General features: G+C 62.8%; 6 protein-coding genes. 4 read left to right on the top strand and 2 right to left on the bottom strand.

Features of this window, described 5'->3' with window-relative positions; translation table 11 throughout:
* The first annotated feature begins 51 nt into the window (after window positions 1–51).
* The 4 genes from JOE69_RS13930 to JOE69_RS13915 all read left to right on the top strand — a co-directional run bounded on the left by JOE69_RS13930 (window position 52) and on the right by JOE69_RS13915 (window position 11,511).
* Window positions 52–1,677: an alkaline phosphatase D family protein gene (locus JOE69_RS13930; protein WP_309799672.1), complete on the top strand. Its 1,626-nt coding sequence runs from the start codon at window positions 52–54 to the stop codon at window positions 1,675–1,677.
* 144 nt (window positions 1,678–1,821) lie between these two features.
* Window positions 1,822–3,000, top strand: a complete 1,179-nt coding sequence (locus tag JOE69_RS13925) for a glycosyltransferase (RefSeq protein ID WP_309799670.1) — start codon at window positions 1,822–1,824, stop codon at window positions 2,998–3,000.
* Window positions 3,001–3,141: 141 nt separating this feature from the next.
* Window positions 3,142–4,845 carry a formate--tetrahydrofolate ligase gene (locus tag JOE69_RS13920; protein WP_309799669.1) on the top strand — a complete coding sequence of 568 codons (1,704 nt, stop codon included), beginning with the start codon at window positions 3,142–3,144 and terminating at the stop codon, window positions 4,843–4,845.
* 693 nt (window positions 4,846–5,538) lie between these two features.
* The gene (locus JOE69_RS13915; protein WP_309799667.1) at window positions 5,539–11,511 is read left to right on the top strand and encodes an invasin domain 3-containing protein; all 5,973 of its coding nucleotides are present in this window, start codon (window positions 5,539–5,541) and stop codon (window positions 11,509–11,511) included.
* 107 nt (window positions 11,512–11,618) lie between these two features.
* Here the strand turns inward: JOE69_RS13915 and JOE69_RS13910 are convergent, their stop codons facing one another.
* On the bottom strand, window positions 11,619–12,707 hold the full coding sequence (locus JOE69_RS13910) for an inositol-3-phosphate synthase (RefSeq protein ID WP_309799665.1): 1,089 nt from the start codon (window positions 12,705–12,707) through the stop codon (window positions 11,619–11,621).
* On the bottom strand, window positions 12,704–13,726 hold the full coding sequence (locus tag JOE69_RS13905) for an aldo/keto reductase (RefSeq protein WP_309799663.1): 1,023 nt from the start codon (window positions 13,724–13,726) through the stop codon (window positions 12,704–12,706). The genes JOE69_RS13910 and JOE69_RS13905 overlap by 4 nt, the downstream gene beginning before the upstream one ends.
* Window positions 13,727–13,732: the final 6 nt, after the last annotated feature.

The raw sequence follows: 13,732 nt of genomic DNA, 5'->3' as shown, positions 1-13,732 counted from the left end.
GTTCACTCCTGATTCACCGCCGATTCAATCCTCCCGGCAAGACTCAGCCGCATGGAATACCGTTCGGGATTGACGCGCCGGCATGCTCTCCAAGGTGTGTTCGGCGTCGCCGGAGCCCTGATCCCGGCGAGCGCCGCGTCGGCGGCGTACCCACCCGCTCCCCTGCTCCGGCAACGGCTGACCCTGCCCAGCGGCCTGGCCATCGGTGAGGTGGACAGCACCTCGGCGATCCTCTGGGCGAGGGCTTCGGGCGCCGGGAAAATGTTGGCCACGCTGACCGAACTGGACCGCGACGGCGTTCCGATGACCGGTCGTTTCGCGCACAAGCGAGTGGTCCGGGGCCGCTGGAACACGATGCAGGCCGCCACCGCGGACTCGGATTTCACCGCGAAGCTGTGGCTGTCCGCGCTCAAACCAGGCACCGAATACCGCGTCGAGCTGCAATTCGAAGACGAAGCCGGACAACTTTCGGAACTGGAGACCGGCAGCTTCGGCACTCCCGAGCGTTTCGCGTTCCCGGGCCGTCGGCGACCGCAGAGTTTCGTCTGGAGCGGCGACTCGACCGGTCAGGGGTGGGGCATCAATCCGGAACTCGGCGGTATGCGCGGATATCAGGCGATGCTGGACGCAGAGCCGGATTTCTTCATCCATTCCGGCGACTCGATTTACGCCGACAATCCGATCCAAGCCGAGGTGGCCGAGCCGGATGGCCGGCTGTGGCGCAACCTGGTCACCGAAGAAGTCAGCAAGGTCGCCGAGACCCTCGCCGAGTTCCGCGGCCGGCACCGCTACAACCAGCTGGACCACAACCTGCGGGCGCTTTATGCGAAGGTACCGGTTTTGGCGCAATGGGACGACCACGAAACCCACAACAATTGGTACCCGGGCCAGATCCTCGACGACGATCGTTACACCGAGCGGCGGGTGGACGTGCTTGCGGCCAGGGCCAGGCAGGCTTGGCAGGAAAATGTCCCGATCGGCGACGCTTCCCTGGCCTGGCGTCCCGGCGGTTTCAGTCCGCAACGGATTTACCGCAAGCTCAGCCGAGGCCCGGCTCTCGATGTCTTCGCGTTGGACATGCGAACCTTCAAATCGCCCAACACCGACGGCAAGGAACCTTATGAAACGCAGATTTTCGGTCCCGAGCAGACCGACTGGCTGATCCGGGAGGTCTCCTCCTCCAGAGCAACCTGGAAGGTGATTTGCAACGATCTCCCGCTGGGTTTGGTGGTTCCGGACGGCAAGAACCAGGAATCGCTCAGCAATGGGGACCACGGAAAGCCGCTCGGCAAGGAACTGGAACTGGCCCGGGTGCTGCAGGCGTTCAAACGCAACAAAGTCAGGAACGTGGTGTGGCTCACCGCTGACGTGCATTACACCGCAGCGCACCACTACGCCCCGGAACGCGCGGCTTTCACCGACTTCGATCCGTTCTGGGAATTCGTCAGCGGACCGATCTCGGCCGGCACCTTCGGCCCGAACGTTTTGGACGGGACCTTCGGCCCGAAGGCGGTTTTCGTCAAGACCGCCGAGTACCCGAACCAATCCCCACGCCAGGGCGACGCGCATTTCTTCGGCGAAGTGAAGTTCGACGCGAACGACGTGCTGACCGTCAACCTCCGGGACATCAACGGCACGACCTTGTTCACCCAAGAGCTGCAGCCGGCCCTGCGCTGAACCCATTGCGCCGATCCGGTCCGGAAACTCCCGGGCGCAACGGCACTTCGCATCCATGGCCGGTGCCGAAGAGGCGGGGGGCACCCGCTTCGTGATACTTCTTGATCCGGTAGCAATCGAGAGTCCGGAGCACGAGGAGGCCCCATGCGTGTTCTGATGCTCTCCTTGCACACCTCGCCGCTGGCCCAGCCCGGTTCCGGCGATGCCGGTGGGATGAACGTGTACGTCCGCCAACTCGCGGAGAACTTGGGCCGCCAAGGCGCCCAGGTCCGCATCATCAGCACCGGCGACCAGGGCGATCTGGAGTTGGCTCCCGGGGTCCTGGTGCAACATCTGGCCGTTCCCGCGCCGCGGTCCAAAGAAGCCCTGCCGCAGTTGCTTCCCGAGCTGATCCGCCGGATTTCCGACGTCGGCTCCGGCGGTGCCGAAATCCTGCACTCGCATTACTGGATTTCCGGGATGGCGGGCTTGGAACTCGCCCGGATCTGGCAATTGCCGCTGGTGCACACCATGCACACCATGGCCAAAGTCAAAGACCGGCACCGCACCGGGGGCCAGTTGGCCGAACCCTCGCAACGTGCCGCCGGAGAAGACCAGATCGTCGCCGCCGCGGACCGGCTGATTGCCAATACGCAAGCCGAGGCGGTTGAGCTGAACCAACTCTACGGCGGCTGCTCGGACCGGATTTCGGTGGTGCCGCCCGGCGTGGACCTCGAAGTCTTCCGGGCTGGTCCCAAACTCGCTGCGGCCGGAGCGGACCAGATGTTGCTGGTCTTCGCCGGCCGGTTGCAACGGCTAAAAGGGCCGCATATCCTGCTCGGCGCGCTCGCCCAACTCCGGGACCGCCGGCCGGAACTGGCCGTCCGGCTCGTGGTGATCGGCTCGCGGAGCGGTGCCCAGGACTACGACTTGGCGACCTTGCGACGGGAACTCGGGCTGGAAGCGGAGGTCGATTTCCTGCCGCCGATGCCCGCCGCCGAGTTGGCTTCGTGGTTCCGTTCCGCGGACGCGGTGGCCATGCCGTCGTCGTCGGAATCCTTCGGCCTGGTCGCGCTCGAGGCGCAAGCCTGCGGGACTCCGGTGCTGGCCACCCGGGTGGGCGGACTCAACCAAGCCGTGCGCGACGGCGTGACCGGACTCCTGGTCGATGACCTCGACGAATCCAGTTGGGCCCGCGCGATCGAGCAATTGCACGACCTCGGGCCTGCGGCCAGGGCCCGGATGGGCGAAGCCGGAATAGCGCATGCGGCAAGCCATTCCTGGGTGCAGACGGCCCGGCGCACCCGAGCCGTCTACGACGCTGTGCTTGCCGCAAGCCGCTGAGCCGGCAAAGCCTTCGGCGAATTCGTTCCTCCGGCGCTGCTTTGCGGTAAATTGGCAACCGGATCACACCCTGGTCCGGCCAACCGGCAGCCAAAAGCAGTTCCGCGAAGACCTCGTGAATCAGTGAAGGATCTGAAGACAATGACGTCAACCGTCGAGCCCATGACCGATCTGCACATCGCCCAGCAAGCCCAGCTTCGACCCATTGCGGAGATCGCCGAACGCGCCGGAATTCCGGCGGATGCGATTGAGCTCTACGGCCGGTACAAAGCCAAGATCGACGTCGGCGAAATTCCGGCGTCCGGGCGGCGCGGCAAGGTCGTGCTGGTCACGGCGGTCTCCCCCACCCCGGCCGGTGAAGGAAAAAGCACCACTACCGTGGGACTCGCGGATTCGCTGAGCCGGGCCTTCGAGCAGGACGGCTCCGGCCGCAAAGCCATGATCGCCCTGCGCGAGCCTTCACTCGGACCGACCCTGGGCATGAAAGGCGGGGCCACCGGCGGCGGTTACTCCCAGGTGCTGCCGATGGATGAGATCAACCTGCACTTCACCGGTGATTTCCATGCGATCACCTCGGCGAACAACGCCTTGTGCGCGTTGATCGACAATCACATCTACCAAGGCAATGCGCTGAATATCGATCCGCGCCGGATCAGCTTCAAACGCGTGCTGGATATGAATGACCGGGCGCTGCGCGAAGTGGTGATCGGCCTCGGCGGACCGACCCAAGGGGTTCCCCGGCAAGACGGATTCGACATCACGGTCGCCTCCGAGATCATGGCCGTTTTCTGCCTGGCCAAAGACCTGCAGGACTTGAAACAACGGATCGGCCGAATCACCTTCGGCTTCGACTACGACCGGAAGCCGGTCACGGTCGCCGAGTTGGGCGTCGAGGGCGCATTGACCCTGCTGCTCAAAGAGGCCGTCAAACCGAACCTGGTGCAGACCATCGCGGGCACGCCGGCGCTGGTGCACGGCGGGCCGTTCGCGAACATCGCGCACGGCTGCAACTCGGTGATCGCCACGTCACTGGCCCGGGAACTGGCCGATGTGGTGATCACCGAAGCCGGCTTCGGCGCGGATCTGGGTGCCGAAAAGTACATGGACATCAAGGCCCGGACGGCGGATGTGGCACCTGACGCGGTGGTGATCGTGGCCACGGTACGCGCCTTGAAAATGCACGGAGGAGTCGCCAAAACCGATTTGGCGGAACCGGATCTGGCCGCCCTGCAAGCCGGTGTGGGCAATCTGCAGCGGCACATCCGCAACATCCGGCAGTTCGGCCTCGATCCCGTGGTATCGATTAACAAGTTCAGCTCGGACAGCGTGGAAGAACTCGACTGGCTGCTGCAATGGTGCGCCGATCACCAGGTTGCCGCCGCGGTGGCCGATGTTTGGGGCCGCGGTGGTGGTGGAGACGGTGGCGATGAACTGGCGGCCGAGGTGCTGCGGGCTCTGCAGCAACCGCACCGATTCGACCATCTCTATGCTTTGGACTTGCCGGTCAAGGAGAAAATCGAACTAATCGCACAGCGGATCTACGGGGCGGACCGGGTGGAGTTCTCCAGCCCGGCATTGAAGCGGCTTGCCGAAATCAGCTCTAACGGCTGGGACGCTTTCCCGGTGTGCATGGCCAAAACCCAATATTCGTTTTCGGATGACGCTTCGCTCCTGGGCGCGCCCGAAGGCTTCACGCTGCACGTACGGGACCTCGTGCCGAAAACCGGGGCCGGATTCATCGTGGCTTTGACCGGCGCGGTGATGACCATGCCGGGATTGCCGAAAACACCTGCCGCACTTCGGATGGACGTCGATGCGACCGGAAATGCAGTCGGCTTGAGTTGATCAGGCCTCGGCCGCCAGGTGCTCCCGACGAGGCTGCTCTCCGGCACTCCGAGCCACCGGAGAATGCAGATTTTTTCGTTGGGCTTATGGCTCGGCTGCGGGAAACCACAAAGATCCGGAATGGTCGAAGGGCTTTTGATAACGTAGACGTCCTCATTTTCGGCACGTGATCGAAGATGCAGCTTCGTATTCTTCATCCATCTCGAAAACTCACTCGGATTAGGCTCTTTTGGCACTGCCTTCGTCTCCGTGTGGGTCAGCGGGAAGGCATTCCGGCATGCCGGCAATAGCCTTCAAAACCTTTGAACGAAGGGAAAACTGACGCCACAGCGACGGTATATTCCGGGCCGCGCCTGGGCATGGCGGACCACCCTGAACAGGCCATTGATTCCAATGGAACAAATTGCGCAAATCATGAATACGCATCGAATATCACCGCATAGGGGTTACCACAAAGCCACATTGGAACTGCTTGAGTTGGCTGATATCGTACCTAAGCGCGTGCAATGAGAATTGCAGGTCTATAGGTTGGGGGGATCTATTCGGAGTCCCTGTATGTGTTGTTACTACTGACGGAGACTTCTCTTGGTAAATCTTCATTCGCGGGGTTCGGCTGCGCGGCAAAACACTGATACGAAGAATGCGGGCAGAAGACGGCCCCGCTGGCGGACCTGGTTCGCCGCGACGGCGGCAGTGCTGCCGCTCGCCATGATCGCCCAAGCCGCGCCGGCAGTGGCTGCCTCGATGACTTTGCGGAACAACCCCGCAGCGGTATCGACCTTGTACCCCGGTTCGCAGGGCGCCTTGAAGTTCTCCTTGGTCAATGACGGACAAGGCGAAGTCATCGATCTGACCAAAACCTCTTCGATTGTCTTCAATGCCCCCGAGGGTACGGTGTTCCCGGCCCAGACTACCGTCGTCTCGCAACTGGCCAGTACTGAGAATGGACCGCTCCGCGACACGGTACTCACTGCCACCAACTGCGTTTTGAGCAATAACTCAAGAACCCTTTCCTGCGGCCTAGGCACATCCACCGGAGGCACCCGGGTCACTTGGGACTCAGGCTGGGAACGTCGTTTCCTGCCGCAGCTCCAAGTTGCTTCGACCACTGCTCCGGGGAACTTGCCGGACACCGCAGGGACCATGACCTTCGAAGTAGTCTCCGGTGGAACTACGGTGGGCAATGCCAGCGGCAAGGTCCGCGTGATGGTCGATCCGGCCATCAACCCCTCCGACGGCTACCAGCTCACCGGCAAGGGCCAGGCCGGGTTCACCGTGACCGTGACCGATGCCGCCGGCAATGTGCTGGGCACCCCGACGGTCGACGCCAACGGCAACTGGACCTTGACGCCGAGCACCCGGGTAGCCACCGGCACCGTGGTGCGGGTAGCCCAGACCGATGACGCCAATGTCACCAGAACCGCGCAGACCACCATCGGGTCGCCGGCCCCGGACGCACGGAAAAGCGAGTTCGTGGTCTCCACCGGGGACCGAGCCGCAAACGGCACTGCCTCGCACACCGTGACCGTCACTCTGCGCGACGCGCAGAACAACCCGATCCCGGATGCGGACACCAGCAAGCTCGCTGCCACCAGCACTCCGGCCAACGCAACGATCAGCGCCTGGACGAACAATAACAACGGCACCTACACCGCCACGATGACGTCCACGGTTGCCGGCAATAAGACCATTGCCACCAGCTTCGACGGCGCATCGATCGCGGTCAACGGAAACGGCACTGCCCGCTTCGTCTCAGGTCCGGTCGATGTAACCAATGCCGGGACCAAGTTCACGGTCACCGAAGGCGATAAAACCGCCGACGGCGTCGCCACGCACACGGTTACCGTGACCTTGGTCGACAAGGACGGCAACCCGGTACCGAACGCGGACACCGCGAAGCTCACCGCGGCCAGCGACCCGGCCAACGCCACCATCGGTACCTGGACCAACAACGGCGACGGCACCTACACCGCCACCATCACTTCGACCGTGGCAGGCAACAAGAAAATCAGCACTACGTTCGACGGCGGCACAATCAAAGCCTCCGGGAACGACACCGCACGATTCGTCGCCGGCGGCGTCGACGTCACCAACGCCGGAACCAAATTCACCGTCACCGAAGGCGCCCGTGTCGCGGACGGCGATGGAACCCATAACGTGACCGTGACTCTGGTCGATAAGGACGGCAACCCGGTCCTGAACGCGGACACCGCAAAACTGGCTGCAGTCAGTGATCCGGCCAACGCCACCATCGGCGCCTGGACCAACAACGGCGACGGAACCTACACCGCCAAGATCACTACGACTGTCGCGGGCAATAAGAAAATCACCACCAGCTTCGATGGCGGTGCCATCAAAGCCGACGGCAACGATGTAGCCCGCTTCACCGCCGGCGGCGTCGACGTCAATAATGCCGGAACGAAGTTCACCGTCACCGAAGGCAACCGCGTTGCCGACGGCACCGCCACCCACACGGTCACGGTGACCTTGGTGGACAAGGACGGAAACCCGGTACCGGATGCGGACACCAGCAAGCTCACCGCGGCCAGCGACCCGGCCAACGCCACCATCGGTACCTGGACCAACAACGGCGACGGTACCTACACCGCCACGATCACTTCGACCGTGGCCGGGGCCAAGAAGATCAGCACCAGCTTCGACAGTGGTGCGATCAAAGCCGACGGCAACGACATGGCCCGATTCGTGGCCGGTCCGGTCGATGTCACCAACGCCGGAACGAAGTTCACGGTCACCGAAGGAAACCGCGTCGCCGACGGCAGTGCCACGCACTCGGTTACCGTCACGCTGGCCGACAAAGACGGCAACCCGGTCCTGAACGCCGATACGACAAAACTGGCTGCGGTCAGCGATCCTTCGAACACCACGATCGGTGCCTGGACCAATAACGGGGACGGAACCTACACCGCCACGATCACCTCGACCGTGGCCGGGGCCAAGAAGATCAGCACCAGCTTCGACAGTGGTGCGATCAAAGCCGACGGCAACGACACCGCACGGTTCATTGCCGGCCCGGTCGATGTGACCAACGCCGGGACCAAATTCACGGTCACCGAAGGCAACCGTATTGCCGACGGCACCGCCACCCACACCGTCACTGTGACGCTGGCCGACAAAGACGGCAACCCGGTTCCGAATGCCGATACGACAAAACTGGCTGCGGTCAGCGATCCGACGAACACCACGATCGGTGCCTGGACCAACAACGGAGATGGAACCTACACCGCCACCGTGACCACCACCGTCGCCGGCAACAAGAAGATCACCACCTCGTTCGATGGCGGAGCCATCAAAGCCGACGGGAACGACACCGCACGGTTCGTCGCCGGCGGCGTCGATGTCACCAATGCGGGCACGAAGTTCACGGTCACCGAAGGCGACAAAACCGCTGACGGGACCGCAACCCACACGATTACCGTCACCCTGGCGGACAAGGACGGCAACCCGGTCCTGAACGCGGACACCACGAAACTCGCGGCCAGCAGTGACCCGACGGACACCCGTTTCGGTGCCTGGACCAACAACGGCGACGGCACCTACACCACGACCGTGACTTCGACTGTCGCCGGCAGTAAGAAGATCAGCACGGTCTTCGACGGCGGAACGATCAAAGCCGACGGCAACGACACCGCACGATTCGTCGCCGGCGGCGTCGACGTGACCAACGCCGGAACGAAGTTCACCGTCACCGAAGGCAACCGGGTTGCCGATGGCGTCGCAACGCACACCGTGACCGTTTCACTCGCGGATAAGGATGGCAACCCGGTCCTGAACGCCGATACCGCGAAACTGGCCGCGGTGAGCGACCCGGCCAATGCCAACTTCGGCAGCTGGACCAATAACGGCGACGGCACCTACACCGCCACCGTGACCACCACCGTCGCCGGTGATAAAAAGATCAGCACCAGCTTCGACGGCGGAGCGATCAAAGCCGACGGCAACGATGTGGCCCGCTTCACCGCCGGACCGGTCGATGTGACCAATGCCGGAACGAAGTACACGGTCACCGAAGGCGAAAAAGCTGCCGACGGCACCGCAACGCACACGGTTACCGTCACGCTGGCTGATAAGGACGGCAACCCGGTCCTGAACGCCGATACGACAAAACTGGCTGCGGTCAGCGATCCGGCGAACACCACGATCGGTGCCTGGACCAACAACGGGGACGGAACCTACACCGCCACGATCACCTCCACCGTCGCCGGGGACAAGAAGATCACCACCGCCTTCGACGGCGGAACGATCAAAGCCGACGGCAACGACGTAGCCCGCTTCACCGCCGGCCCGGTCGACGTGACCAACGCCGGAACGAAGTTCACCGTCACCGAAGGAGAAAAAACCGCCGACGGCGTCGCCACCCACACCGTCACGGTGACCCTGGTGGATAAGGACGGAAACCCGGTTCCGAATGCCGATACCACGAAACTGGCTGCGGTGAGCGACCCGACCAATGCCAACTTCGGCAGCTGGACCAATAACGGCGACGGCACCTACACCGCCACCGTGACCACCACCGTCGCCGGCGACAAGAAGATCACCACCTCATTCGACGGTGGCGCGATCAAAGCCGACGGCAACGACGTAGCCCGCTTCACCGCCGGCCCGGTCGACGTGACCAACGCCGGAACGAAGTACACGGTCACCGAAGGCGAGAAAACTGCCGACGGCACCGCCACCCACACCGTCACGGTGACCCTGGTGGATAAGGACGGCAACCCGGTCCTGAACGCCGACACGACCAAACTCGCGGCTTTTGACCCGGCCAACAGCACTTACGGGGCTTGGGTGAACAACGGCGACGGCACCTACACGGCCACGATCGCCTCGACTGTGGCCGGTGACAAGACCATCAACGCTTCCTACGACGAGAACTCGATCAACGCCGACGGGAACACCATCGCGGTCTTCGTCGCCGGCCCGGTCGACGTCACCAATGCCGGCACGAAGTTCACCGTCACTGAAGGCGAAAAGACTGCCGACGGCACCGCCACCCACACCGTCACCGCGACCCTGGTCGACAAGGACGGCAACCCGGTCCTGAACGCCGATACGGCGAAGCTCGTGGCCACCAGTGATCCGGCGAATACCACGATCGGTGACTGGGCGAAGAATGGTGACGGCACTTACACCGCCACCATCACCTCCACCGTCGCCGGGGACAAGAAGATCACCACCGCCTTCGACGGCGGTACCATCAAAGCCGACGGCAACGACGTGGCCCGCTTTGTGGCCGGTCCGGTCGATGTGACCAATGCCGGGACCAAGTTCACGGTCACCGAAGGCGAAAAAGCTGCCGACGGCACCGCAACGCACACGGTTACCGTCACGCTGGTGGATAAGGACGGCAACCCGGTCCTGAACGCCGACACCACGAAACTGGCTGCGGTCAGTGATCCGGCGAACACCACCATCGGCGAGTGGGTGAACAACGGGGACGGAACTTACACCGCCACCGTGACCACCACCGTCGCCGGTGATAAAAAGATCAGCACCAGCTTCGACGGCGGTGCCATCAAAGCTGACGGCAACGATGTGGCCCGCTTTGTGGCCGGTCCGGTCGATGTGACCAATGCCGGCACGAAGTACACGGTCACCGAAGGCGAGAAAACTGCCGACGGCGTCGCCACCCACACCGTCACGGTGACCCTGGTGGATAAGGACGGCAACCCGGTCCTGAACGCAGATACCACGAAATTGGCTGCGGTCAGCGATCCGGCCAATGCCAACTTCGGCAGCTGGACCAATAACGGCGACGGAAGCTACACCGCCACCGTGACCTCCACCATCGCGGGCGACAAGAAGATCACCGTCTCGTTCGACGGCGGGGCAATCACCGCCGACGGCAACGACGTAGCCCGCTTCACCGCAGGTGCAGTCGATGTAACCAACGCCGGAACCAAGTTCACCGTCACCGAAGGCGAGAAGACTGCCGACGGCGTCGCCACGCACTCGGTTACCGTGACCCTGGTGGATAAGGACGGCAACCCGGTCCTGAACGCCGACACCACGAAGCTCACGGCTACCAGTGATCCGGCGAACGCTTCGTTCGGTGACTGGGTGAATAACGGGGACGGAAGCTACACCGCGACGGTGACCTCCACCGTCGCCGGCGACAAAAAGGTCACCGTCGCGTTCGACAGCGGCTCGATCACAGCTGACGGCAACGACGTGGCCCGCTTCACCGCAGGTGCAGTCGACGTCACGAACGCGGGAACCAAGTTCACCGTCACCGAAGGAGAAAAAACCGCCGACGGCGTCGCTACGCACACCGTCACGGTGACCCTGGTGGATAAGGATGGCAACCCGGTCCTGAACGCCGATGCCAGCAAGCTCACAGCTACGAGTGACCCGAACAACACCACGATCGGAAAGTGGGTGAACAACGGGAACGGAACCTACACCGCCACCATCACCTCCACCGTCGCCGGAGCCAAAACGATCACCGTCAGCTTCGACAGTGCTCCAATCAAGGCCGACGGCAACGACGTGGCCCGCTTCGCAGCACTCCCCGTCGATCCACCAGCCCCGAAAGACGACCTGGCAATCACCGGCCTCACCGCCCTGCCAATCGCCCTGCTCGGCGCATTGATCCTCGGACTCGGCCTGCTGCTCATGCTCACCACCCGACGCAAACGGCAAAACCCCTAACCAGGAAACACCGCTCAACACCGCAATGAGCTAACAGAGACGACGGGAGCGGGGGTCCGGCTGGAAAATCCAAGCCGAACCCCCGCTCCCGTCGTCTCTGGATCCGGTCAGTTCCCGGCGATGAAGTCTTCCACGCCCTGCTTCGCCAGATCATCGGCCAACTGCTCCGGCGGCGACTTCATGAAATATGCGCTCGGTGCCAGCAAGGGGCCGCCGATCCCGCGGTCCAAGCCGATCTTCGCGGCTCGGACCGCGTCGATGATCACGCCGGCGGAGTTGGGCGAATCCCATACCTCGAGCTTGTACTCCAGGGACACCGGCGCATCACCGAAGTTCCGTCCTTCCAGACGGACGAAGGCCCACTTTCGGTCATCGAGCCAAGCGACATAATCGGAAGGACCGATGTGCACATCGCGATCGGTCAGCGCCGCCGAAGTGTTGGAGGTTACCGCCTGGGTCTTGGAAATCTTCTTGGATTCGAGCCGGTCCCGTTCCAGCATGTTCTTGAAGTCCATGTTGCCGCCGACATTGAGTTGATACGTCCGGTCCAAAACCACGCCGCGGTCTTCGAACAGCTTCGCCATCACCCGATGCGTGATCGTGGCGCCGATTTGGCTCTTGATGTCGTCGCCCACGATCGGCAGACCGGCGGCGGTGAACTTGTCCGCCCATTCTTTGGTCCCGGCAATGAAGACCGGAAGCGCATTCACGAAAGCGCAACCAGCATCGATGGCGGCCTGGGCATAGTGCTTCGCAGCCTCTTCCGAACCGACCGGGAGGTAGCAGACCACCACATCGACTTCGGCCTCACGCAACGCTGCTGTGACGTCGACCGGGCTCTGCTCCGATTCCGCAATGGTTTCCCGGTAGTACTTGCCCAGGCCATCCAGCGTCGGCCCGCGCTGCACCAAAATGCCGCTGTTCGGAACGTCCGCGAGTTTGATCGTATTGTTTTCACTCGCGCCGATCGCCTCGGCCAGATCCAGCCCGACCTTTTTCGCGTCCACATCGAAGGCCGCGACGAACTGCACATCGTTGACATGGTACTGGCCGAACTGCACGTGCATCAGCCCTGGAACCGTGGTCGCCGGATCGGCGTCCCGGTAGTACTGCACACCCTGGACCAACGATGAGGCGCAATTGCCGACTCCAACGATGGCGACTCTGATCGGATGCTCGGCGGCGACTTGGCTCACTTCTTGTCCTCACTTGCCGCGTCGATCGCAGCGATTTCTTCATTGCTGAACTCCAGGTTGCGCACCCCGGCAAGGTTCGCCTCGAGCTGGGCGACACTCGACGCGCCCACCAGTGCAGAAGTCACCCCGCCGTCGTTTTGTTCCCGCAAAACCCAGGCGACTGCCATTTCGGCAAGCGATTGTCCGCGTCCGGCAGCTATCTCGTTCAACGCGCGTACTGCCGTCATCTTCTGCTCGGTCAAGGCGCTTTCTTTGAGGAAATGCCCGACGGCGGCACGCGAACCTGCCGGAACGCCCTCCAGATAGCGATCGGTCAAGACGCCTTGGGCCAACGGCGAATAGGCGATCGAGCCGATGCCCTCGTCCTTGAGTACCGCGAGCAACGACGATCCGCTGCTGTCCGGGGTTTCGATCCAGCGGTCGAAGATGTTGTAGTTGGGCTGATTGATCACCATCGGCGTGCCGAGTTCCCGGAGGATCCGAGCCGCTTCGAGGGTCTGCGCAGCCGAGTAGTTCGAAACCCCGACGTACAAGGCTTTCCCAGCGCGGACGGCTGCGTCCAGCGCAGACATGGTTTCTTCCAGCGGAGTCTCCGGATCGAACCGGTGGCTGTAGAAGATGTCGACATAGTCCAAGCCCATGCGCTGCAACGATTGGTCCAGGCTGGCCGTGAGGTACTTGCGCGAACCCCATTCGCCGTAAGGACCGCCCCACATCAGATGCCCGGCTTTGGAGGAGACGATGATCTCGTCCCGGTAGGCGGCGAAATCTTCGCGCAGATGCCTGCCGAAATTGGTCTCCGCGCTGCCTGCCGGCGGTCCGTAATTGTTTGCCAAGTCGAAATGCGTGACACCCAGGTCAAAAGCCCGGCGCAACACGGCACGCTGGGTTTCGAATGGTTTGTCATCGCCGAAGTTGTGCCAGAGGCCCAAGGAAACGGCGGGGAGTTTCAAACCGCTTCTGCCCAATCGGCGGTAAGGCACCTGGTCATAGCGGGATTCGGCGGGAAAATAGGTCATGGCTCC

This window comes from Arthrobacter russicus (genome assembly GCF_031454135.1).
In the GTDB taxonomy this organism is placed as follows: Bacteria; Actinomycetota; Actinomycetes; order Actinomycetales; family Micrococcaceae; genus Renibacterium; species Renibacterium russicum.
Note: the sequence above shows the minus strand (reverse complement) of the source record. Positions and strands in the feature narration are given on the sequence as shown.

Excerpts from the sequence above, each read along its gene's own strand:
- JOE69_RS13930 (WP_309799672.1), top strand. The coding sequence starts at position 52 with ATGGAATACCGTTCGGGATTGACGCGCCGGCATGCTCTCCAAGGTGTG.
- JOE69_RS13925 (WP_309799670.1), top strand. The coding sequence starts at position 1,822 with ATGCGTGTTCTGATGCTCTCCTTGCACACCTCGCCGCTGGCCCAGCCC.
- JOE69_RS13920 (WP_309799669.1), top strand. The coding sequence starts at position 3,142 with ATGACGTCAACCGTCGAGCCCATGACCGATCTGCACATCGCCCAGCAA.
- JOE69_RS13905 (WP_309799663.1), bottom strand. The coding sequence starts at position 13,726 with ATGACCTATTTTCCCGCCGAATCCCGCTATGACCAGGTGCCTTACCGC.